Source organism: Parabacteroides sp. AD58, assembly GCF_023744375.2.
Classification (GTDB): Bacteria; Bacteroidota; Bacteroidia; order Bacteroidales; family Tannerellaceae; genus Parabacteroides; species Parabacteroides absconsus.
Genome location: NZ_CP146284.1, coordinates 714,944 through 740,221, shown reverse-complemented (window position 1 = coordinate 740,221; position 25,278 = coordinate 714,944). Strand labels below are relative to the sequence as shown.

General features: G+C 42.4%; 17 protein-coding genes. 8 read left to right on the top strand and 9 right to left on the bottom strand.

The window, feature by feature from the left end; genetic code table 11:
- Positions 1-6: 6 nt before the first annotated feature.
- The 4 genes from NEE14_RS03115 to gyrA all read right to left on the bottom strand — a co-directional run bounded on the left by NEE14_RS03115 (position 7) and on the right by gyrA (position 6,452).
- Positions 7-1,098 carry an efflux RND transporter periplasmic adaptor subunit gene (locus tag NEE14_RS03115; RefSeq protein ID WP_251966382.1) on the bottom strand — a complete coding sequence of 364 codons (1,092 nt, stop codon included), beginning with the start codon at positions 1,096-1,098 and terminating at the stop codon, positions 7-9.
- A gap of 38 nt (positions 1,099-1,136) precedes the next feature.
- The gene (locus NEE14_RS03110) at positions 1,137-2,402 is read right to left on the bottom strand and encodes a TolC family protein (protein ID WP_251966381.1); all 1,266 of its coding nucleotides are present in this window, start codon (positions 2,400-2,402) and stop codon (positions 1,137-1,139) included.
- A gap of 207 nt (positions 2,403-2,609) precedes the next feature.
- Positions 2,610-3,827: a tetratricopeptide repeat protein gene (locus NEE14_RS03105; protein ID WP_251966380.1), complete on the bottom strand. Its 1,218-nt coding sequence runs from the start codon at positions 3,825-3,827 to the stop codon at positions 2,610-2,612.
- Positions 3,828-3,884: 57 nt separating this feature from the next.
- On the bottom strand, positions 3,885-6,452 hold the full coding sequence (gene gyrA, locus NEE14_RS03100) for a DNA gyrase subunit A (RefSeq protein ID WP_251966379.1): 2,568 nt from the start codon (positions 6,450-6,452) through the stop codon (positions 3,885-3,887).
- A gap of 338 nt (positions 6,453-6,790) precedes the next feature.
- Between gyrA and NEE14_RS03095 the strand changes: the two genes are divergently transcribed.
- The 3 genes from NEE14_RS03095 (at position 6,791) to NEE14_RS03085 (ending at position 13,475) form a co-directional block, all read left to right on the top strand.
- The gene (locus NEE14_RS03095) at positions 6,791-9,367 is read left to right on the top strand and encodes an ATP-dependent Clp protease ATP-binding subunit (protein WP_251966378.1); all 2,577 of its coding nucleotides are present in this window, start codon (positions 6,791-6,793) and stop codon (positions 9,365-9,367) included.
- Positions 9,368-9,808: 441 nt separating this feature from the next.
- Positions 9,809-11,089 carry a serine hydroxymethyltransferase gene (gene glyA / locus NEE14_RS03090; protein WP_251966377.1) on the top strand — a complete coding sequence of 427 codons (1,281 nt, stop codon included), beginning with the start codon at positions 9,809-9,811 and terminating at the stop codon, positions 11,087-11,089.
- 40 nt (positions 11,090-11,129) lie between these two features.
- Positions 11,130-13,475 (top strand): family 20 glycosylhydrolase, encoded by a 2,346-nt coding sequence (locus NEE14_RS03085; protein ID WP_251966376.1) that lies wholly within the window; start codon positions 11,130-11,132, stop codon positions 13,473-13,475.
- 54 nt (positions 13,476-13,529) lie between these two features.
- Here the strand turns inward: NEE14_RS03085 and NEE14_RS03080 are convergent, their stop codons facing one another.
- Positions 13,530-14,429: a helix-turn-helix domain-containing protein gene (locus NEE14_RS03080; protein ID WP_251966375.1), complete on the bottom strand. Its 900-nt coding sequence runs from the start codon at positions 14,427-14,429 to the stop codon at positions 13,530-13,532.
- 190 nt (positions 14,430-14,619) lie between these two features.
- Between NEE14_RS03080 and NEE14_RS03075 the strand changes: the two genes are divergently transcribed.
- From NEE14_RS03075 to NEE14_RS03055, 5 genes are all read left to right on the top strand, one after another.
- On the top strand, positions 14,620-15,492 hold the full coding sequence (locus NEE14_RS03075; protein WP_251966374.1) for a radical SAM mobile pair protein B: 873 nt from the start codon (positions 14,620-14,622) through the stop codon (positions 15,490-15,492).
- A gap of 150 nt (positions 15,493-15,642) precedes the next feature.
- Positions 15,643-16,323 carry a response regulator transcription factor gene (locus NEE14_RS03070; RefSeq protein WP_251966373.1) on the top strand — a complete coding sequence of 227 codons (681 nt, stop codon included), beginning with the start codon at positions 15,643-15,645 and terminating at the stop codon, positions 16,321-16,323.
- 2 nt (positions 16,324-16,325) lie between these two features.
- Positions 16,326-17,597 (top strand): sensor histidine kinase, encoded by a 1,272-nt coding sequence (locus NEE14_RS03065; protein WP_251966372.1) that lies wholly within the window; start codon positions 16,326-16,328, stop codon positions 17,595-17,597.
- Positions 17,598-17,692: 95 nt separating this feature from the next.
- Positions 17,693-18,130, top strand: coding sequence for a PepSY-like domain-containing protein (locus NEE14_RS03060; RefSeq protein ID WP_251966371.1), 438 nt, complete (start codon positions 17,693-17,695; stop codon positions 18,128-18,130).
- A 14-nt stretch (positions 18,131-18,144) separates the two neighbouring features.
- A complete protein-coding gene (locus NEE14_RS03055; protein WP_251966370.1) occupies positions 18,145-18,981 on the top strand; it encodes a PepSY-like domain-containing protein in 837 nt (278 codons plus the stop codon).
- A gap of 96 nt (positions 18,982-19,077) precedes the next feature.
- Here the strand turns inward: NEE14_RS03055 and NEE14_RS03050 are convergent, their stop codons facing one another.
- The 4 genes from NEE14_RS03050 to NEE14_RS03035 all read right to left on the bottom strand — a co-directional run bounded on the left by NEE14_RS03050 (position 19,078) and on the right by NEE14_RS03035 (position 25,121).
- Complete coding sequence (locus tag NEE14_RS03050) at positions 19,078-21,798, bottom strand: outer membrane beta-barrel family protein (RefSeq protein ID WP_251966369.1); 2,721 nt, start codon at positions 21,796-21,798, stop codon at positions 19,078-19,080.
- An 84-nt stretch (positions 21,799-21,882) separates the two neighbouring features.
- Positions 21,883-22,920, bottom strand: a complete 1,038-nt coding sequence (locus NEE14_RS03045; RefSeq protein ID WP_251966368.1) for a FecR family protein — start codon at positions 22,918-22,920, stop codon at positions 21,883-21,885.
- A gap of 21 nt (positions 22,921-22,941) precedes the next feature.
- Complete coding sequence (locus NEE14_RS03040; RefSeq protein WP_251966367.1) at positions 22,942-23,448, bottom strand: RNA polymerase sigma-70 factor; 507 nt, start codon at positions 23,446-23,448, stop codon at positions 22,942-22,944.
- Between the two features lie 128 nt (positions 23,449-23,576).
- Positions 23,577-25,121, bottom strand: a complete 1,545-nt coding sequence (locus tag NEE14_RS03035; protein ID WP_422394671.1) for an arylsulfatase — start codon at positions 25,119-25,121, stop codon at positions 23,577-23,579.
- Between the last annotated feature and the right edge of the window lie 157 nt (positions 25,122-25,278).

Sequence of the window (25,278 nt, the reverse complement as noted above, 5' to 3'; positions counted from 1 at the left end):
GTCAAACTATTTTAAAGCATTGTAAACTAAAAGGGAATTATGATTGACCAGAACATCTCCTTGTTCAAGTCCTTTATCTACAAAACATACTGTTTGGTTCTGCTTGTAAATACTTATTTCCCGCTTTTGGAATGATCCTTGTGCAGATACAATAACCACGTATTGATGGCCATTCTCAAAAATGACTGAGGTTGCCGGAATACAGGGTAACATTTGCTCGTCTTCTTGCCGGGTAACATATACATTCGCGAACATACCCGGTTTCAGCAGATATTTTGGATTGTCAAGTTTGATTCGGATGCGCATCGTTTTGCTTTCCTGGTCCAATACTTGGTATATACGATCCACTTCTCCCGCAAATTCCTTATCTTTATAAGTCAAAGTTGTTATTCTGACAGGCTGTTTTTCTTTTACCTTATTAATATCGCTTTCATAAACATCTGCTGTAACCCATACTTTTTCTAAACCTGCAATTGTAAATAGCTCTTCTTCCTGATCTGGCCGGATTGAGCGATTGGCATTGATGTTCCTTTCTGTAATAAAACCAGATACCGGAGCCTTCAGTAAATAATAGGTATCATGATCGGTCGGATACAAATCATACAATTTATGTATTCGTTGTAATTCCGCATTCGCATCCGATAAAGCCTGGCTTGCTTCCAGTCTGTCGCGATCAGAAATCATACCTGATGCGTACATATCTTCTGCCGCCTGCAGATTTCTTTCAGCTACCCGTTTTTGTTGTTCGGCTGCCTGGCGTTCTTTAGACAGTTCAGCGATTTCCTGACTTCGTATTGACGCCAAGACACTACCCTTTTCTACATAATCACCAACTGCGGCATTGACAGTCACCACATTGCCACTTAACATCGAATAGACCGGAGTAACTTTATCCATATCAAAATCTATTCGTCCGTTCAATAATAGTTCCCGTTTTAATGGCTGGCAGAAAACAGTATCTAAGCTAATGACTTGTTTCAAACTATCTGTCAGGCAGAATAATTCACGCTCGCTTTCTTGTTCTTCTTTCCCAGTTTTTGTACACGAAAAGACAAAGGGTAAGACCAACAGGCAAACCCATAAATTCTTATATTCCATAATTTATTTCTTTATTTGTATCCTATTAAAATGAGAAGTCAATAAACGAATACATTGTGATCTGTCACGATATTAATATCTTCTACTGCCAAAAACAGATCTTGCTTGATCTGATTCATCTGCAAGTAGATTTCTTTGTAGCTGTTATAATAATCAATGAATTCCAACAGACTGATATTCCTTTTCAGAAAATTCTGATTGACTCCACGAATTATCTCAGACAGTCTGTCGGTTAGTTCACAATTCGTCTTTTTGTACAGTTCAAGGGCTTTGTCTAAGCGAGAGTAAGTTGAAAATAATTCATTTTCGGCTTCTCTTCTGGCCTGTTCTTCTTGTTTATGAGACTGTTTTACGGCAAATCGTGCAGCTTTTATATTTCCTTGATTTCGATTGAAAATGGGAATGGATACATTCACGCCGATTGCCCAATAGTTATTGATAAAGTTTCCTGCTTTGTCGTACGTCCCTTTTATACTTACTTCGGGGAACGCTAATGATTTCTGAAGTTTCTGGTTTGCTACAGATGTTTGTATCTGGGCTTCAGCCAGCTTGACGTCAGGCCTGACTTGCATGAATTCCAGTAAATCAGAGAAAGGAATATGTTTCAGATCAACAGATGGTAAGAAGGATTCATTCAGGAAAGGAACGAGGGGTTGGTCGGCTGGCATTCCCATCAGGAGCTTAACGGCTGCCTGCAGATCAATAATCTGACTGCTAAGTTCATTCTTATCCTTCTGGAGTGAGAGTAATAACGCTTCCAGTCGAGTTCGCTCAAGTAAGGAAATATTCCCTTGTTCGTGTTGCTGGCCGACTGTTTCAATAACCTTTGCCAACGAGCTGATTTCAGTTTCATAGATCTGTTGCGACTGGATTGCATAGAAAAGACGGATAAAGTCTTTCTTGAGCTCGCTACGCAAAGTTCTAACCACTTCCTCAAACTGATATTGAGCTATCTCTTTATTGGCTTTTTCCAGTTTTATGCGATTGTTGTATTGTCCGGCAATATAAATCAGTTGTTCCAGTTCTACTGCCGTTTGTCCGTCTTTTCCAAAGTCAAAATAACGCCCGTTTAGCCGGTTATAAACATTCTGCTCAAACGAAATTACAGGATTCTCAAACAGTCTGGCCTGGATAATAGCCGCGTCTGCTTTACTGATTTCATAGTGTGCAGCCAGTAATTGCAGATTGTTTGTCATAAAACACTGTTCAGCCTCTTGAAGTGTCACCCGCTGTTGCGTAATCTCTTGTCCGTAAACAGATAGGCAGACTGACGTAAACAGCGATAAAATCATCATCCTTTTCATGCTCTCTTATTCATTTAATGTGCAGCAAAAATAGATGATGCCAGTTACAGTGCCGTCATGAAAGCAATTAGAAAAGGCTTAATGCAAATTAGAAGTTGATTAAAATGCAGTCGTAGATTCTGTTTTTAGTGTTGTGGTTTTGTCAAATAAAAAAGCCCGCCCTTCAAAGAAGAGCAGGCTTTCTGTTATTGAATGATCAATATAAAATTACTTGTTCATTTCTGCTTCGATAGCATCAAACTTATCACCCATATTCAAGTTATAGTAGATACCACGTAAAGCTGTCATGTAATCTCTTTCTTCAGGTTTCATCTGGTGTGCCTTTTCGAAATATGGCATAGCCTGTTCAAACAAAGCTTTAGCTTTAGCTGATTCTTCCTGATACTTCTGAGTATCTGTAATTGAGTTAGCTTCACCCAATTTATTTACACCCTGATTGTAATATACACGACCTAAGTTAGCCAAGATATCCGGATTTTCACCATCCAGTTCTACTGCTTTCTTGAAGTATTCTTCAGCTTTTGCATAATCTTTTACACCTGTTTCGTATACACGGCCCATTACATCATACAGCTGTGCATTGTTCGGGTCTTTCTGAATAGCTGAATTCAGATATTCAATAGCTTGTTCGTTTCTGTTTGAATAGATGTAGTTATTGATCAAGCTCAGCATATAATACTTTTCATCCGGGAATTTTTCCATACCTTCTTTCAAAGTCTTTTCCAGGTTGACAGTATCTTTAGCCTGTTCGTATTCATAGCACAAATACTGGTAAACATCGTTCTGACGATAGTCTGTATTCTTTGCACGTTCCAAAGCTGCAATTGCTTTCTGTGAATCCTTCAACTGAGTAGCGGCTACTGCTGCATAGAACTGAACAGTCATGAAGTTAGAATCGCGGGCAGCTGTCGGAGTATCTTTGAACATTGGATGATCAGAGATTTCCAAATACTGCTGGAAGAAATCATATGCTTTTGGATAATCTTTCTGATCGAAGTAATAAGCACCACCGTTGATGTAATATACATGGTTAGCACTTAAAATGCTCTTAATATCCTTTGTGAACTTCGGTTTGATCTTTCCTTTTTCGTTTGGAAGCTGATCCAACTCATAAGCTTTTTCCAAGTACGGAAGAATGTTTGCTAAAGCCGTGTACATAACCGGTTCGTTCGGCTGGCTACCTAACATTTGTTTTGTTCTTTCCATACTGAACTCCTGATCTTCGATGAAACCAGCTACGTACCATGTCTTTGCCTGATCTTTCGTTTCTGCATTTTCCAGAGCGCCTTTGATCATTGATCTGGCTTCTGCAAAATTAGGATTTGATCCCTTTGCCAAACTCTGTGCTTCACTTACAGCTTTCTTTTGTGCAAACGAAGCTGAAAACGCCATACAAAGTGCTGCTGTCAATAATACTCTTTTCATTGTAAATAAAAGTTTTTAAATAAATATTCTATTTGTTTATCTATCGGTTTTTTGTTATTATTCTTCGGATGAATTGTCTTCTCTTGGCTGAATTATATTTTCATTATTCATTTCAGCCTGTGACTGATCTTTTGCCTCTCCGCTCGCTTTTTCAGCAGCTGCCTGTTCTTCCGAATCAGTCAATACCTTGCATACAGAAGCGATTTCATCATTTCGTTTTCCTAAATTGATCAGACGTACTCCCTGCGTTGCACGACCAATAATACTCAAATCAGATACTTTGGTACGAATCGTAATACCTGACTTATTTATAATCATCAGATCATTCTCATCCGTCACGTTCAAGAAGGCCACTAATTTACCGGTTTTCTCTGTAATATTCAAAGTTTTTACACCTTTTCCTCCTCGATTTGTGATTCGGTAGTCATCAATATGTGAACGTTTGCCGTAACCTTGTTCGGAAACAACCAATGTCGTTTCTTTTTCTTTGTCTTTGATGCAAACCATGCCGACTACTTCATCCATACCATCGTCGTCGAGAGTCATGCCTCGAACACCTGATGCTGTACGTCCCATTTCCCGGACAGCACTTTCATGGAAGCGGATAGCACGACCATTTCTGTTGGCAATCAAGACTTCCCGATCTCCATTTGTCATACAAACCTGAATCAAGCCGTCATCTTCACGCAAGGTAATAGCATTAACACCATTCTGACGTGGACGCGAATAGGCTTCCAAGCAAGTCTTTTTGATGATACCTTTCTTGGTACAGAACAACAGATAATGAGAATTGACGAACTCGGTGTCGGTAGTCAGTTTCTTAACCCGGATAAAGGCCTGTACCTTATCATCTGGTTCAATGTTCAACAGATTCTGGATAGCGCGGCCCTTGGCATTCTTTGTTCCTTCCGGAATCTGATATACCGGCAGCCAGAAACAACGGCCCTTCGAGGTGAAGAACATCATCGTCGCATGCATAGATGCCGGATAAATATATTCGATAAAGTCTTCATCACGTGTTTCTGATCCCTTCACTCCTATGCCACCTCGTCCCTGAGCCTTGAAGTCGGCCAGCGGGGTCCGCTTGATATAGCCCATATGAGAGATGGTAATGATCATCTCATCATCTGCATAGAAATCTTCCGGATTCAGATCTTCCGAAGCATAGATGATGTCTGTCTTACGTTCATCTCCATACTTGTCTTTGATTTCCTGCAATTCGTCTTTGATAATCTTCATACAAAGGTCATCATTCTCGAGGATCTCTTTCAAGTAGGCAATTTGTTTTTCCAATTCTTCGTATTCTGCACGCAGTTTGTCTTGTTCTAGTCCTGTCAGCTGGCGTAAACGCATTTCAACAATGGCTCTAGCCTGACGGTCAGACAAAGAGAAGCGTTCCATTAATCGTTCAATCGCTTCCTGCGGACTTGTCGACGATTTGATGATGGCAATTACTTCATCAATATTGTCGGAAGCAATAATCAACCCTTCCAGGATATGGGCACGCTCTTCGGCTTTTGCCAGATCATACCGTGTACGACGAATTACGACTTCATGACGATGGTCAACAAACGCCTTGATCAGATCTTTCAGGTTCAACAGACGCGGACGTCCATTGACCAGGGCAATGTTATTAACACTGAAAGAAGACTGCAGAGCAGTCATTTTATATAGTTTGTTCAGAACGACCTGGGCATTGGCATCGCGTTTTACATCTACAACGATACGCAGACCGGCACGGCTTGATTCGTCCGTCACATCCGAAATACCGTCAATACGTTTTTCGTTGACCAGATCGGCAATACTTTTTACCAGGTCTGATTTGATAACCTGATAAGGTATTTCTGTAATGATGATCTGTTCGTGATTATTCTCTACTTCAATCTCCGCTTTACCCCGCAGTACGATACGGCCACGTCCGGTCATGAAGGCTTCCTTTACTCCGTCGTAACCGTAAATAGTGGCTCCTGTCGGGAAATCCGGAGCTTTAATGTATTGCATCAAGCCCTCTATATCAATTTCTCCACGAGAATCGATGTAAGCCATACAACCGTCAAGTACTTCAGACAAATTGTGTGTCGGCATATTGGTTGCCATACCTACGGCAATACCCGAAGCTCCGTTTACCAGCAGATTCGGAATACGGGTAGGCAATACAGTCGGTTCCTTCAATGAATCATCAAAGTTCAACTGAAAATCAACTGTATCTTTATCTATATCTCGAAGCATTTCTTCAGCCAGTTTGCTAAGGCGTGCTTCTGTATAACGCATGGCAGCCGGACTATCATTATCCATTGAACCGAAGTTTCCCTGGCCGTCGACCAAAGTATATCGCATAGACCACCATTGAGCCATACGAACCAGAGCTCCGTAAACGGAACTGTCGCCATGCGGATGGTATTTACCTAAAACTTCACCAACAATTCTTGCAGATTTCAGATGTTTTTTATCGGATGTGTTTCCAATCATGTTCATACCATATAATATACGGCGATGAACAGGCTTGAAACCATCACGTACATCAGGAAGAGCACGAGATACAATGACCGACATAGAATAATCTATGTAGGCCGATTTCATTTCTTCCTCAATGTTAATCTTTATAATTCTGTCTTGATCAACCATTTAGTTTTATATTAATTACACTAGATTTTGAATCTATTAAAAAGTGCACTAAAGTAAGGCTTTTCCGCCGATTACGAAAGAAATTCGGCCTAAAAATTATATTTTAACCCATTCTAAAGCTATTTAAAGGATGATGGCATAGTATTTGATAGAAGTATTAGTAACGGTTTGCGGATAAATTTTAAAGAGCCACAAGAGAAAGTTTGCCTAAGAAAGTTTATCTTTGCAATTTGTATATTGGTTTTAGAGAATTGGCAAAACCTGCAATGGACTTGTTTTAATATTTGCCCGCAAAACTAAAGGAGATTTCTTATTATACACCTATATATATTATAAGGATGAAAAATAAATATTCAGAAAGATTGATTGACGTGATTGAATACAGTCGTGAAGAAGCCGGCCGTTTACAGAATACGTATATCGGCCCCGAACACCTGATGCTGGGTATTATTCGCGATGGTTCAGGAAAAGCTTATCAATTGCTGGAGGATTTTCATGTCGATCCGTTTACAATCAAACGGCTGATCGAACAGGAAATCAAGAATACCGTCGATTCTGATTACTCTACCCAGGAAATTACCGTCAGCAAAACGACAGAACGTGTACTGCGGATGAGCGATGCTGAAGCACGTAATCTACACAAAGACCAAACAGATACCGAACATCTGCTGCTTGCCATTGTGCGCGAAGAATATAATGTAGCAGCCCGTATCCTGATGGATGCCGGTATTTCTTATTCTTCGCTTTTCGAGAAGTTGAGAGAAGAATCTGAACCCGATTACATACATACTGACCGTGAACCGAACGACGAAGAACTGATGGAAATCGAAGACGGATATACGGATGATGACGAAGAAGATGAAGATGATAACTTCTCTCGTCGTGACAATCCTCGCTCCTCTTCTTCTGGCAATACGGGTTCTGCTCCGTCGAAATCGCCCAATGATACGCCGGTATTGGATAACTTTGGAACAGATATGACTCGGGCTGCGGCCGAAAACCGTCTGGATCCGATCGTTGGCCGGGAAAAGGAAATCGAACGTCTGGCACAGATCCTGAGCCGCCGCAAGAAGAACAATCCGGTATTGATTGGAGAACCGGGCGTAGGTAAATCTGCCATCGTGGAAGGTTTGGCTATGCGTATCGTGCAACGGAAGGTTTCCCGCATTTTGTTTGACAAGCGGGTTATCAGCCTGGATATGGCGTCTATTGTGGCAGGTACGAAATACCGCGGACAATTTGAGGAACGTATCAAGGCTATTCTAAACGAGCTTTCCAAGAACCCGAATATCATTTTGTTTATCGATGAGATTCATACGATTGTCGGCGCCGGTTCGGCTGCCGGTTCGATGGATGCGGCCAATATGCTGAAACCGGCATTGGCAAGAGGCGAGATTCAGTGCATTGGTGCTACTACGTTGGATGAGTATCGTAAGAACATCGAGAAAGATGGAGCTCTGGAGCGTCGTTTCCAGAAGGTAATTGTAGATCCGACTACCGCAGAAGAGACGTTGCAGATTCTGAACAACATCAAAGACCGGTACGAAGAGCATCACAATGTTTATTATACACCGGAAGCGTTGGCGGCGTGTGTCAAATTGACGGAGCGTTATATTAGCGATCGGAATTTCCCGGATAAGGCCATCGACGCTTTAGACGAAGCCGGTTCGCGTGTGCATATCTCGAACATTACAGTGCCGAAAAGCATTGAAGAGCTGGAAGCCAAGATTGAAGAGACGAAGAATGAAAAGCTGGCTGCGGTGAAATCGCAGAACTTTGAGCTGGCTGCCAGTTTTCGGGATAAGGAAAGACAGTATCTGATGGACTTGGAGTCGGCCAAGGCCAAGTGGGAAAAAGAAATGCAGGAACATCGGGAAACGGTAGATGAAGACAAAGTGGCAGAAGTTGTTGCCATGATGTCTGGTGTACCGGTACAGCGAATTGCTAAAGCCGAAAATGTCCGTCTACTGGAAATGGCGGATATCTTGAAGAGCAAGGTAGTCGGACAAGATGATGCCGTGCATAAGATTGTGAAAGCTATTCAGCGTAACCGTGTCGGACTGAAGGATCCGAACAAGCCGATCGGTACGTTTATGTTCCTCGGACCGACGGGTGTTGGTAAAACACATCTGGCCAAGAAGCTGGCAGAATATCTGTTTGATTCGGCCGATGCGCTGATCCGTATTGATATGAGTGAATACTTGGAGAAGTTTGCCGTGTCACGTCTGATTGGAGCGCCTCCGGGATACGTTGGTTATGAAGAAGGCGGACAATTAACGGAAAAGGTTCGCCGGAAACCGTATTCGGTTGTCTTGCTCGACGAAATAGAGAAGGCACATCCGGACGTATTCAATCTGTTGTTGCAGGTACTCGACGAAGGACGTCTGACAGACAGTTTGGGTCGTCGGATTGATTTCAAGAATACGATCCTGATCATGACCTCCAATATCGGTACGCGCCAGTTGAAAGATTTCGGCCGTGGTGTCGGTTTCAATACACAAATGGCAGGCGAAGTGGACAAAGACTTCTCGAGAGGTGTAATCCATAAAGCCTTGAACAAAGCATTTGCGCCCGAATTCCTGAATCGTATTGATGATATCATCATGTTCGATCAGTTGGATAAAGAGGCCATTTACAAGATTATTGACATCGAACTGAAAGGCTTGTACAAACGTGTGAAAGATTTGGGTTATTCACTCGAGATTACTGATGCAGCCAAAGATTTTGTGGCCTCAAAAGGTTATGATGTACAGTTCGGCGCCCGTCCGCTGAAACGAGCTATCCAGAAATACCTGGAAGACGAGATGGCAGAACTGATCATCCGTTCATCGGTTACAGAAGGTGATACAATGGTAGTCGATTTTGATACAAACGAACAGAAAATTATAACATCTGTGAAGAAGAAATCCGAATAAATTCACTCTTCTTCCGCTATTTCAGATAAAGATAAAAAGGCAAGGCAGGAAAACCTTTCGAAAGAGAGGTTTCCGGTCTTGCCTTTTTTGTTATCGCCTCTTTGTATTTGAATACGCTGTATATGACTTCCAGCACTTATTCCCGTTACTTTTGAATATGATTCTCGTTACTTTTTAATTGTTTGACAACTGTCGAAAAGCTTTATTATATATGTGGAAAAGCTTTTTGACAGTTGTGGTAAAGCTTTTCCATATATGTCAAAAGATTACTTTCCAGTTAGAATTGTATTTAAATCTCCCGAGAATCAATTTCCTTTCTCCCTATTAACATATTCTCCCGTCTCAATTATCCCTTATAAATGATAGGAAACCGAAAAAATGACTATATTTGCAAGTAAACATTTTTAAACTATACCATTCATTTACTAATCTTTTAAGGTAATGAAAAGAGACAACATCATTTTTGACATCATTGAGAAAGAACATCAGCGCCAGCTGAAAGGTATTGAACTGATTGCTTCAGAGAATTTTGTAAGTGATCAAGTAATGCAGGCAATGGGTAGCTGCTTGACAAATAAGTATGCCGAAGGTTATCCCGGTAAGCGTTATTATGGCGGATGCGAGGTCGTTGACCAGAGCGAAACGATTGCGATCGAACGCCTGAAAAAATTATTCCATGCTGAATGGGTGAATGTACAGCCTCACTCAGGAGCTCAGGCCAATGCCGCTGTATTGTTGGCTGTTCTGAAGCCGGGTGATACTTTTATGGGCTTGAACCTGGCACACGGCGGACACCTTTCTCACGGCTCATCAGTAAACAGTTCTGGTATCTTGTATCATCCAGTTGAATATAATGTAAAAGAAGAAACCGGTCGTGTGGATTATGACCAGATGGAAGAAGTGGCTCTGCGCGAAAAACCGAAATTGATCATTGGTGGCGGTTCGGCATACTCACGTGAATGGGATTATAAGCGTATGCGTCAAATCGCCGACGAAGTAGGTGCTTTGCTGATGATTGATATGGCGCATCCGGCAGGTTTGATTGCGGCAGGTTTATTGAATAATCCGTTGGAATATGCTCATATCGTAACGTCTACCACTCACAAGACATTGCGTGGACCTCGCGGTGGTATCATCTTGCTGGGTAAAGACTTCGAAAATCCTTGGGGAAAGAAGACACCGAAGGGCGAAATCAAGAAAATGTCTCAGTTATTGGATTCTGCCGTATTCCCGGGCATTCAGGGAGGACCGCTGGAACATGTTATTGCTGCTAAGGCCGTAGCCTTCGGCGAAGCTTTGGAACCGGAATATAAAGACTACCAGACTCAGGTGAAGAAGAATGCCGCTACTATGGCACAAGCATTCATAGATAAAGGATATAAGATCATTTCGGGTGGTACCGATAACCACAGTATGTTGATCGATCTGCGTACGAAGTTCCCTGATCTGACCGGTAAAGTTGCTGAAAAAGCACTGGTAGCTGCCGACATTACAGTTAATAAGAACATGGTTCCGTTTGACAGCCGTTCTGCTTTCCAGACATCTGGTATCCGTATCGGTACGCCGGCTATTACGACTCGTGGTGCGAAGGAAGAACTGATGGGTGAAATCGTCGAGATGATTGATACTGTTTTAGCAGCACCTGAATGCGACAAGACGATCACAGCCGTTCGCGAAAAGGTAAACAGCATCATGAAAGAATATCCTATTTTTGCTTGGTAATATTCAATCAACTTTTAAATATCTCAAAAAACACAGTAACATGAAGAAGCTTTTAGCAACATTTTGTGCCGGTATGGCCTTATGTTTTTTAGCTTCCTGTGCTGAACCCCAGGGCGAAGTGAAGTCGTACAACCAGGGAATCAACATCATCCCTACTCCACAGAGCCTAGTTCAGCAAGATGGATTCTTCCGTTTGAACAGCCATACGGCTATCACGGCAGTAAGTCCGGAAGCAAAGACAATTGCCGAATTCTTTGCGGCAAAGATGAGAACGTCAACCGGTCTGGACATTCAGGTGGCAGAAAAAGGTAATATCCTGTTGTCGTTAGATTCGTCTCTCGATGTGCCCAACGACGAGGGTTATTCATTGGAAGTATCGAAAGATGCCGTCAAGGTTGTAGCCAAAACGACGCAAGGTCTGTTCTATGGCATGCAGTCATTCCTGCAATTATTGCCGGCCGAGATTGAAAGCCCGTCGAAGGTAAACGGAATAGCCTGGCAAGCTCCTGCTGTCAGCATAAAAGATGCTCCTCGCTTCGGTTACCGTGGTATTATGCTGGACCCTTGCCGTCATTTCATGCCGGTTGAGAATGTCAAGAAATACATTGACGTCCTGTCGTTGTTCAAGATCAACCGTATCCACTGGCATTTGACAGACGACCAGGGTTGGCGTATTGAGATCAAGAAGTATCCGAAACTGACTGAGATCGGTTCGAAGCGTATCGACGGCGAAGGAACCGAATATGGTGGATATTATACGCAGGAAGAAATAAAGGATGTTGTGAAATATGCGGCCGACCATTTCATTACGGTCGTACCCGAACTGGAATTGCCGGGACATGAAATGGCAGCCATTGCGGCTTATCCGAATTTGTCTTGTAAAGGTGAGCCGGGAACTCCGCGTATCATCTGGGGTGTTGAAGATATCGTAATGTGTCCGGGCAAGGAAGACATGTTTACTTTCCTGCAGGATGTGATCGATGAAATGGTTCCTCTTTTCCCAAGTGAATATTTCCATATCGGAGGAGATGAATGTCCGAAGACCAGCTGGAAGAACTGTCCGCTCTGTCAGAAACGTATCAAAGCGGAAGGACTGAAAGCTGACGGAAAACACTCGGCAGAAGAAAAACTGCAGAGCTATGTCATCCAGCGTATGGAAAAATACCTGGAGACTAAAGGGAAAAAGATTATCGGTTGGGATGAAATCCTGGAAGGCGGTCTGGCTCCTTCGGCAACAGTGATGTCATGGCGTGGTGAAGAAGGAGGTATTGCTGCCGCTTTGATGGATCATACCGTTATCATGACTCCGGGTGGAAACGGCATGTACCTGGATGCTTACCAGGGCGATCCGAAGATTGAACCGGTGACGATTGGCGGTTATACGTTGTTGGAAAAGACATACAGCTATAATCCGATACCGGATACATTGGCTGCGATGGGAAAAAGCGATTATATTTTGGGTGTTCAGGGAAATACATGGTCTGAATACATGTATGATGAAGCCAAACGTGATTATATGATTTTCCCACGTATTCTGGCCGTTGCTGAAATCGGTTGGACGAACTTGGACCGGAAAGATTATAAGGACTTCGAACGTCGTATCGAAAACGCTTACGTCCGTCTGGATGGTCATGCGATCAACTACCATATTCCGCTGCCTGAACAGCCGAACGGTTCATGCAACTTCGTCGCATTTACCGACAAGGCTTCGCTGGAATTCAAGACAACCCGCCCGATCAAGATGGTTTATACCTTGGATGGCAGCGAACCGACTCCGGCTTCAACAGCCTACACGGCTCCGATTGAAATCAGCAAAACTACAACCTTGAAGATTGCTTCGGTATTGCCTTCAGGCAAAATGAGTCCGATCCGTACGATTCAGGTAGAAAAGCAGTCGCTGGCTCCTGCCAAGGAAGTCGCTCAAACGACTCCGGGCCTGAATATGGAAGTAACAGATGGCATGTATCTGAATGTAAAGGAACTGGAAGCAGCCAAGAAGGAAACGAAGAAATCGGTTATCAAAGACCTGAAGGAAATCCGTTCGGTGGTTGAAACATCTGAATCGATGCGTGGAGTTAACCAATATGCTGCCGTAGCAACAGGTTATGTAAATATTCCGGAAGATGGTGTTTATTTCATTTCATCTGATTTGGAAGAAGTCTGGATCGACGGCAAGTTGTTGGTTAACAATGGCGGTGAAGTAAAACGCTTCTCCCGTCATGACAATTCAGTTGCTTTGGCAAAGGGATTACATGAAATCAAAGCGGTGTTCTTAGGTCATATCATCGGTGGCTGGCCATCTAACTGGAACGACGGAAGCATCAAGCTCCGCAAGTCGGATGCCGCTGAATTTACAGCGATCACTCCAGAAATGTTATGCCATTGATAATAAGGATATCAATCAGATAACAGAAAGCCGGCCTTTCGGGGCTGGCTTTTTTTATTCATATATTCCATTTTGATAGTCGTGTAAATACTGCGTGAAAGTCTTTCCTGTCTGTTGCTTAAAGAACCGCATCAGATGGCTTGGGTCGGAAAAACAGAAATCATCAGCCAATTGACTGATTGTACGGTCGGAGAACAATAATTCATTCTTCAGTTCCTCAAGCAGGCGCTGTTTTAATAAATGCGTAGCCGAAACGCCAAATTGTGCCATGACGGCCGAATTCAGTGATATACGGCTGATGTGAAGCATATCGGCATATTCCTGAACACGTTGCATCGTATGTATGTGTTGTTCGAGTAAATCCTTATACTGAAACGCATAATTGTTTTTAGGAACTTCCACAGGTAATTGGTAGGCAGTAGCATAAGCACGGTTAATTATCACCAACAGATAATAAAGTACAGACACTATCAGGTTATACGAATCAGCGACAGGATGCAATAATTCCTGTTTTATCTTCCCAAGCAAGCGAATATATTCAGCCTGTTCTCCGGGTGAACAATATAAATATGGAGGTGTATCTGTCTGATAACAGTAAAGTAAACGATAGACAAAGAATTTGTCGGCGATGAATGTGCGCATGAAGTCTTCGCGGAAGATAAGGAATGTATAATCCAACGCAGCTTCATCAACATGCCATTCCTGTTTCTGATGAGGTGAAAGAAGCAGGATCATGTCATCCCGTAAATCAATCTTCCGAAAGTTTAACAGCAAAAAGCCATTTGCCTTGCGGAAGAAAAAGAAGCAGAAGAAATCTGTTCTGAACCGTTTATATTCGGTTAATACGCCACTGATATCCACGCTTTTCCCGGTATTGATATAAAAATCTACTCCGCAATCAGTTTTGCTGAATGGAACGCTGACCAGTTTTTCCGGATTGATAATCTCTTTCATAAATCGACCTTTTTACAAAGGTACTATTTCTCTTTATCAAAAGGGCATATATTCCATAATTTAAGGCATAAAGCAATCAGACCGATCTGTCGAAATTTGCAACTGTAATTATTAAAGATATAATCACAATGGAAAAGGGAACAATGGCTATCCGGTTGATTATTCCTGAAGATGGAGAAATTATTACGCTATGATGGTAGTTAAACAAATAGACGTGCAGAACGTCATGACCAAATCATCGTTGCCTGTCGGTGGTTATTCTGTAAATCCATATGTAGGTTGTCCGCATGCCTGTAAATACTGTTATGCTTCGTTTATGAAGCGGTTTACCGGTCATACAGAACCGTGGGGAACATTCTTAGATGTAAAGAATTGGAAACCCATCACCAATCCGCACCGTTATGACAGACAACGAATTGTCATTGGCTCAGTAACAGATGGCTATAATCCCTACGAAGAAGAATTTCGACGTACTCGCCATTTGCTTGAAGAACTACAAGGTACTAATGCGGAGATCATGATCTGTACAAAATCAGACCTTGTATTACGTGATCTCGACCTGCTTAAACAGTTTCGTAAAGTAACGGTTTCATGGTCGGTCAATACACTTGATGAACAGTTCAGAGCAGATATGGATCAAGCCGTAAGCATAGAACGCAGACTGCGGGCTATGAAGCAAGTATACGATGCAGGTCTTCGTACGGTATGTTTCATATCTCCTATTTTCCCAGGCATCACTGATGTAAAAGCCATCATTGAAGAAGTAAAAGACTATGCAGATTTGATCTGGCTGGAAAATCTGAATCTGCGGGGACAGTTCAAAAAATGTATTATGGAATATATACAAGAGAAATATCCGTCACTATTTACCTTGTATGATGAAATTTATAACCAGAAACGATTGGATTATTGGAAGTCGCTTGAGGCTGAGATTTCAACATATGCGGCGCAGCAAAACTTGCCTTATCGGGTAAATGACTTGCCTTATGGCCGTTCGGAAAAAGGCAAGCCGGTACTGGTTAATTATTTCTATCATGAAAAGATAAAAAGAAACAGAACCTGACAATCTTCGGCCAACGGTAAATAGCAAGCAGCTTTGGTTTAACCCAAACCAGAGGCTTGCTATTTACCGTTTGGTCATATTCCTTGCCGTTATTTTAAAGATAAATCCAAAGTTTTTGCTATATTTGCTTTTGCCCAATTTAGTGATAACATGAAGATATTAATTATAGAAGATGACCCGTCGTTGCAGGAGATCATCAAAAAGTCTTTGGAAAAGGAACGGTATGTTGTCGAGACAGCCGATAATTACCAGGCCGCCTTACTTAAGTTGGATGACTATGACTACGACTGTATTTTGCTCGATATCATGCTTCCCGGAGGAAGCGGCCTGCAAATCCTGGAATCACTGAAGAAAGAAAGGCGGAAAGAGAATGTCATTATCATTTCTGCTAAAGATTCATGGGAAGATAAAGTGGCCGGTCTGGATTTGGGAGCAGATGATTATCTGGCAAAGCCTTTTCATCTGGCAGAACTGAATGCACGGATCAAAAGTGTGATCCGTAGAAATAATCATGGAGGAGAACAGCTGATTACACTAGATAACATAGAAGTCAACCCGTCTACGTTTGAAGTCAAGGTAGATCAACAGCCGGTTGATTTGAGCCGGAAAGAGTATGATATCCTACTCTACTTTATTAACCGCCCGAATCGGTTAATTAATAAACAGACATTGGCGGAATCAGTATGGGGAGATCATATCGACCAGGTTGATAACTTCGACTTTATCTATGCTCAGATCAAGAATCTCCGGAAGAAACTGAAAGAAGCCGGAGCCGGTCCGGAAATCAAAGCTGTTTACGGCATCGGCTACAAATTAATTACGAATAATTGATTATGAAACTTTTCTATCGCGTCATAGGACGTTTATCCGTTGCCTTAATTGTAATCCTGACCATATGGGCTGGATTGTTTTACTTTGCTCTGATGGATGAGGTCAATGACGAAGTTGATGATGCGCTGGAAGATTATTCAGAAGTGATTATTACCCGACATCTGGCTGGAGAAAAGCTGCCATCACATAACAATGGTTCCAACAACCAATACTTCCTCCAGGAAATTGACGAGGCTTATGCGGCTTCTCATCCTCATATTCAATATACCGATTCGATGGTATATATTACAGAAAAGAAAGAAACAGAACCGGCCCGAATCCTGAAAACCATCTTCCAAGACCGGAATGACCAATATTATATGTTGACAGTCTCGACACCGTCTATTGAAAAAGCCGACCTGATTTCGTCTATCTGGTTCTGGATCATGTTCCTGTACGGGGTTTTACTACTTACGATTCTGCTGATCAATGTGCTGGTTTATCGACAGAATATGAAACCTTTGTACAAACTTTTAGACTGGCTGGACACTTATACCTTAGGGAAAAACAACCGCCCGCTGGACAATCCGACTGATGTAACTGAGTTTCGTAAGTTGAATGAGGCTTTGATCCGCAGTACTTCCCATAATGAAGCTATTTATGAGCAGCAGAAACAGTTTATAGGAAATGCTTCCCACGAAATACAAACACCACTGGCGATCTGCCAGAATCGGATTGAAATGTTAATGGATGATGATACGATGTCGGAACGGCAGATGGAAGAATTGAGCAAGGTTTATCAGACACTCGAACATATCTCGAAGCTGAATAAGTCGCTGTTACTGATTTCGAAGATTGAAAACGGACAATTCCCAGAGAGTTCAACGATCCAGATAAATTTGTTAGTGCACAAATACCTGGATGATTTCAAGGAAGTATTCGATTATAAACATATCCATGTAACCATAGAAGAAAGGGCTTCCTTCGAGGTTTATATGAACGACACACTGGCTTCTATTCTTATCACGAATTTATTGAAGAATGCCTTTGTCCATAATGTAAAAGACGGGCAGATTTCTATCCGGATCTCAGCTCATGATTTGATCGTCAGCAATACAGCTGAAAGTGGAGCTTTGGATGAGAACCAAATTTTCACCCGCTTCTATCAGGGAAAGAAGAAAGAACAGTCCACCGGATTAGGTTTGGCCATTGTCGATACGATTTGCCGTTTATATTCCTTTTCTATACATTATTATTATAAGGACGGAAACCATTTCTTTCACTTTTCTACTTGAAAATTGAAGAAAAAGCTGAAAAATTCAAATTCTTTTCAGAATTGGTCTTCATCTTTGTCGTAGAAATTTAATGAAAGTATAAAGGAGGATTCGATATGAAAAGGATATGTATGACTCTCGTGTTAGCTACTACCCTGTTATTACCGGCTTATGCGGATGATGACAAACCAATACAGTTTTCTCAATTACCACAGACTGCACAACAATTCATGAACAAGAATTATGGTGACAAGAAAGTGGCACTTGCCAAAATGGAATCCGATTTCTTCGGAAAGAATTATGATGTCATCTTCGTAAATGGAGATAAAGTTGAATTCGACCGTTCAGGAAATTGGGAAAAGATTAAATGTAAATATAGTGAGGTACCGGCTTCATTGATACCCAATCAGATCCAGACTTATGTTCGGAGTAATTATCCGGATAGTAAGATTATTGAACTGGAAAAAGAAAAAAATACGTATGAAGCCAAACTATCCAATGGTTGGGAACTGAAATTTAATAAGAACTTTGAATTAATTGATTTAGATAAATAAAATATAAGAGAGCTATGAATATCAAGTTATTGACAATGATTGCCGCAACCATGTGCGGAACCTGTTTTGTGAGTTGCGATGATGACTATATGGATGTATCAAATCTTCCAACGGACATTCAAAATGAATTCATGACAATGTATCCGAATGCCAAGGTGGAAGAATGGGAACAAAAGTTGGGTTATTCCGTAGTAGATTTCCGCTTGAATGGATTTGATGCCGAAGCGTGGTTTGGAGCAAATGGCTGGGTAATGACAGAGACCGACATTCCTTACCAGTCACTGCCCGAAGCCGTTAAAAAGGTATTTGAATCGAGCCAATATGCCAGCTGGAGAGTTGAGGACGTTGACAAAGTTGAACGTATTAGTACAGAAACAGTTTATGTGATTGAAGTGGAAAGCGGAGAAAGAGATATTGATCTGTATTACACATCAAGCGGTATTCTGATTAAGGACCAGACTGATCCTGATACTACTGATAATAATCCTTATCTGCCGGAACAGACTCCGACCGATATCGAATCGATGGTAAAAGAAATGTATCCGAATGCGGTTATCATTGAAACAGACCGTGACAATGGAAATATCGAAGTGGATATCATTGATCAGAATATCGGGAAGGAAGTTGTATTCAATTCAGCCAATGAGTGGATTTATACTTCCTGGGATATTCATCCGAACCTGTTGCCGGATGTTATCAAAGCGACACTTACTGCCAGCTATGCGGATTATCGCGTAGATGATGCTGATTTCTATGAAACTCCAACAGGCAACTACTATATGGTTGAAGTAGAAAAAGGGAATAGAGAACAGTATGTCCGGATTGCTGAAAATGGAGAAATACTGCAATAAAAGATATATTTCCACGAACCCTTAGCTTGAATTAATAAAAACCGGGTATTTTAGACTTCAGCTTTCCCTTGAAGAATAAAATCCCGGTTTTCCCATTTAGAAACGATTTAACTCCGAATCGATATTCAAATGTTTTTCTTTTCGTTTTTCCGAGCCGCCAAAGGTATATGTGAAGTTTAACCGGAACATACGTGATTCGCCGTAGCCATAGTTGATGGATTCAAAGCCTCCGAAGTAATTGATACCGTCTCCCCAGTGGTTCGACCAGAAAACATCCGATAAGGAGAGCTTGACAGCGGCTTTTCCCTGACAGAATTTCTTCTGGAAACCGATATCTACAAATCCGGTCGGGTTCATGACTTCCGTTGATCCGCCCAGCCGTTTGGTCAGATACACACCCAATACTTCCGAACGTATGCCCCAGCATAAAGGGAACGAGGTTTGCAAAGAGAAATTTCCGGCCCAGCGTTTTCGCTGATAGTGCCGCTGCACATCAAATTCCATCTGGTTATCCAGGTAATAAGCATTTCCGGAAAGAGTCAGATTCCATCTGGGAAGTAACCGGAGAGCCTGCGAGACCGAGATGCCCCAATAAGATTGCTTACCTAAGTTACGAGGCTCCATCACGATTTTGTCTGAGCCCAATGTATCGGTTACCTGCACTTGATAATCGGTCGTGTGGGAATAAGATACTTCCACCGAAGTCTGGTCGTATTGATATTGCAGACTGATCCGACTGGTCTTCTGAGGTTTCAGGAACGGATTTCCTTTCCAGGTCGATAAGCCATCCAGAGCTTGCTCGATCGGGTTCAAATCCGAATAAACCGGACGGTCGATGCGTCTACCGTAACTCAACGACCAGCATTGCTTATCGTCTGGGCGGAATGTAATACCAGCCGAAGGGAAAAGATCTACATAATCCCGGCGTACATGGCTTTCTTCGTTCGTACTTCCTGTTACCGGCATCAGATGAGCATCCGAATGGGTATATTCGGCACGAAGTCCCACGTTGGCATTCCATTTCTCCCCCAAATGGAAGTCATATAAAAGGTATGCCGCCAGAATAGATTCCAGATAAGAGAAATCGTTGGAAATATCCGTATCCAGCACGTCTTCCTGTGGTAATACTTGGAAATATTGATACGTATTCCGAGAAGAAACATTGGAAAATTTCATACCGCCTAAGATTTCTCCCGGACCGGCAGTTTCTTTATAATGGGTTGACAAGGCATACAGACGGATGTCTCGCCCACCCAACGAACGGTAATTCCCGACGGAATCCAGCTCTCCAGTCGGCGAATAATAAGTATTGGGCTGATAAATACGGGAATTTCCATCAAACCAGCCATAATCCGCATCGAAAGTGAACGTCCGTTCATCTGGTAATTCATACGTATAATTAAAGTTGAAGTTATATCGGGCTGCTTTCTGGTGTTCATACTGGCTTTCTGAAGCGAGTGAATACAAAAGATGACTGCGCATATAATCATCATACACATCGGTGTGCGTATAGATTGAACCCGGACCGAATACAAAATTACCCGTTCCCTGTACACCAACTGTATGATGTTCTGCCAACTGACAATCTGCACCGAGAGTAGCAGCGACTGTATTCCGCTTGTCAGTATCAGTAGACTGGCTGTCAAAGAGTTTTCCGCTCTGTTTTCGTTCACTCCCGTAATACAGATTCGAATGGCCGAAGTTATGACTGTAATTTCCATATATATTCCACTTTCCCGTGGAATAGTTGAATACCGTCTCCAGATTCTGCTTCGGGTTGAACCAATAAGCAGCTCCGATATTCAGCATCATCTGAAAGCCGGCATCTTTTCTTTTCTTCAGTACGATATTCAGAATACCGCCCGAACCGGCCGCATCGTACTGGGCCGATGCATTCGACATGACTTCGATTTGCTTGATATTGGCAGAAGAGGTCGATTTAAGCAAATCTACGATTTCTGCCTGCTGCATATAGGTCGGTTTGCCATTCAGCAGAATCAGAATGCTGCTTCTGCCATTCAGACTGATGGTCTTGCTTTCTTCTTGAATGGAAATTCCCGGCAATTGCTTCAAGACATCGAAGGCATTGGAACCTTGCGCATTGATGCTGTTCTCTACATTGAATACCAATTTACCGGGTTTCTGCTCGAGAACCGGCTGTATCTTCTCTCCGATTACTACAACTTTTTCCAGCACCTGCGATTCTTCTTCCAGGACAATTACGGGGAGTTCATGTTCTTCTTCTGCATTGAATACAGAAGAGAGATAAGGCTTATATCCCAGACAAGTCACAGATAAGCATAAGTTTCCGTGACTACGGGGAAAAGAGAATCTTCCTTCCGCGTCTGTAATAGCCTGGCTAACGGGCTGGCTTTTGGCCGAATCAACCAGGCAGACAAAAGCGGCTTCGATAGCTTGTTGTTGCTTGTTGATGATTTGTCCTGTTATTCCCTCGGCTTTCTTCTTGATGGAGCTGACGCCGAGAGACTGAATGTCTGGTTTATGCTGCTTCTTACGAATGACAATGTGGTTTTGTTTGCGGATATAGGTCAGCGGTAAATCTGCCAAGAGTGAATCTAAGGTCTGTTCGATTGTCGGTTTCCATTCAGTCATTCTTACCTGAAAAGTACTGACATCCTCATACGTAAAGACAAGTGTTTGTCCGTAATGGGTTTCCAATTCCTTCAGTGCTTCGACCAACGAAACACGATCTTCCTGATAATACATCCTGTTGGGATGATCGACTTCCGGCAAAGCTTGTATCCACATACAACTGCCCCACCACAGAATAAGCGAACAACCGATGACTCTTTTCATGATTCCTTCTTTTAAGTTCCACAGAAAAGCATTTTAATCATGCCTTTTATGGTAATACAGGTGAAAGGGAAATCGGGTACCTCGTTATTGCACAAAAATGGTATTTTCTTTCTTTACCAGACGAAATCCACCCAATTCATTCAGGATATCAAGGATATTATCCAGTTCCGATGAACGCTTGCATCTGAAGTGAAGATTACGTGTCATTGCTTCCGGATGAAGAACAGTTACATTGATATTATACCAGCGGCCTAATTCACAGAGAACTTCCGATAAAGGAGTATCATCAAATGAAAAGTATCCGGATGTCCACATCGGACGAGACGTCTCTCCTTTCTCCTGAATGATAACTTTTCCGTCTTCCAGCAAGGAAGCATCGTCACCAGGCTTCATGATTTCCGGATTTTCTGTAGCTTCCGATTCAATAGCCAGACTACCGGTCAGCAGGGTAATATGTATTTGTTCTTGTTCGTAATGGCGGATATTAAAGCTTGTTCCCAATACACAGGCCTTGGCCGTACCTGCCTGCACGACAAACGGGTGTTCTGAATCCTTCCTGACTTCAAAATAGGCTTCACCTTCCAATGTAGTAAGGCGTTTTCCCTTTTGTGTATAACGGAGTCGGCTATGGGCATTTAAGATCACCAGGCTGCTATCGGGCAATATCACCCGAAGATTCTTCCCTAATGGGGTTTCTATAGTATAATGTTCTTTCCCACGATAGGTGTCATCCAGTAAATTCAATTCATCCTGTAGAACAATCTCTTGTGAGCCATCACTTCCTGTCAAGATGCAACCGGGCTCTTGCTTTACTGCTGTAAAAAGATCATAGCTGGTGACTTCTGATTCTGCTGTGAAAGACAGATATCCGGCTACCGCAATGAGAATAACAGCAGCAGCTCCCATCATCGTGTAAAGAATACGTTTCCGGTTTGACCGCTTTCTTTTACGGGAAAAGTCCTTCCACGCCTGATCTGCCGGAAACATCTTTTCTATATCTTGCTCTGTACATATACGTCCGGCTTCCCGTAGCAACTGGCTATCCGAAGTTGACAGGTTTTCTGTTTCCTTTTCCGAAGTTCCCGTTTGATGTTCTCTATCCTTATAATTCTTCTCTTCCATAATTACCCTGATTGTTTGAATTTATTCAGACTTCTGTACCGCTTCCCGTAATACCTTCAAGGCTTTCATGATATGTTTCTTGACAGCATCAGGTGTGATTTGTAATTCCGAAGCTATCTCTTTATAGGTTTTACGATGAAAATAACATTGGCTCAATATATAACGGGTTTTATCCGGTAATTCATTACAGACAGATTCAATCTTTTCCAGTATCCGTTCTCTGTCCTCCCAATCCATTTCTTCCTCCAACAAATCCGATTCCGTGAAAGAAGCTCCATATTGTTGTTGTACTTTCCGATGTTCCAGCAGGTTTAAGCATCTGTTTCTGACAATTGTCATCAGATAGGTATCCGCTGTATCCATCTGAAGCGTATGAAACTTATTCCAAACCGCCTCGAAAGCATCATTTACCACATCCTTCGACTCCTCTATATCATTCAGATATTGATAGGCAAGTCCGCACAGACGGGAATAATTCTTCTTAAACAGTTGCTCGAAGAGGCTTCTTTTGTCCGATTTGTTCAGCATTTATGGAAAGGTATAATAAGAGAAGAAAGTTCCTTGAACAGCATCTACTCTGGTGAGACTGACACACGAACATAGGTGGCCCGAAAGCATCAGCCTTTGTGTATCAGTCTCACCGGAGCGAGTAAGTCTTATTCAGGCAATATCACTTTGAAATCCGGACTTTCGATATGCTGTTTTGCAATGACTTCTTTCATTTGCTGGACAATATCCGGATGTTCGGCAGCCACGTCATGATCTTCATGTAAATCGGTAGCCAGATTATACAAATGCGGCTGACCTTTCTTGACAACCATTTTCCAGTCGCCCATACGGACACCGATTTGATCAGTCTCTTCAAATTCCCAGTAAAGGAAATCATGCTGCTTCTGTCCGGCCTGCCCTAACAAGGTCGGAGCAAAAGAAATGCCATCAAAGTAATCTACCGGCTTTTCTGGATTTGTATATTTCGCTACATAATCCGTTTCTCCTATCAGATCACAGAACGTAGGCATAATGTCGTAGAAGGCACAGATATGATCATTCACTGAACCGGCCTGAACTTTTCCTGGCCAACGGACGATAAACGGTACACGAATACCACCTTCATAACACTGACGCTTCAAGCCTCTCAATTTGCCGTCCCGACCAAAGAATTCCGGATCAGCTCCACCTTCTTCATGAGGCCCGTTGTCACTCGAGAACATAACAATGGTATTCTCGGCCAATCCTTTCTTATCCAGCAATTGCATGATTTCACCTACATAAGTATCCAGACGGGTAATCATGGCAGCGAACTGGGCATGCGTGTGCATAATCGGATTATATCGCGAACCTTCTGAACCCGGATAGGATTTATCGTTCTGGAATTTCTCCATATAATACTGTACAATGGAATCTTGCGGCTGTACCAGTTCGGCATGAGGCAACGTATAAGTCAGGAAGCCGTAGAAAGGTTGTTTCCCATCTTGTTTGTCAATCCATTCCATCGCCTGCTGATGGATCAGATCAGCCGAATATTGGGTACGGTTGCGGTAATCGTCGCCATACATGGCATGTTCAATATTCTGCTCCAGCGGAATACGGATTACAGCTGTATCTCCGGCCGACTTACTATATCGGTTCATGAAGTTCGGATAATATAAATGCGCCTGGAACTGGCAGATATATCCGTAGTATTCATCTATTCCCCGTTTATCCGGTGTTGATTCCGAGCCTTCATAACCGCCGGCCCATTTACCGAACATGCCGGTTGTATAGCCATTGGCCTTCATGATTTCAGGAAGAATGATATGAGCGGTATCATAAGGCATCTGCCCTGTTACCGTATATTCCTTATTCTGTCCGTACATCATTTCACCGCTCCAGTATTCCTTGTTTCCACGGATCTTGCAATGTCCGGTATGTTGTCCGGTCATCAACGAAGCTCTCGATGGAGCACTGACGGGACTTCCGGCATAGGCTTGTGTGAAGAGCATACCTTCCGCAGCCAGACGGTCCAGGTTAGGCGTCTCAATATATTTCTGTCCGTAACAAGCTAAATCACCATATCCCATATCATCACACAGAATGAAGATGATGTTTGGTTTCTGCTGTTCTTCTTTATTAGCCTCTTCCGAAGTATTGGAGTGACATCCTGTGCCTAAGGCCAACATCATGGTGCCGGAAACCAGCACGAGTGAGTTCGTTTTATTCATATATATTTTATTATTAGGAATTGCCTGTTATTTCTTGCCTGTACAAAAATATTCTTATCACAGCAATTGGCAAAATCTTTTCCAGGTAATTTATAAAACAAAACTCCCGAGAATCGATTTCATAAACAACGAGATTTGAAACCGATTCTCGGGAGTT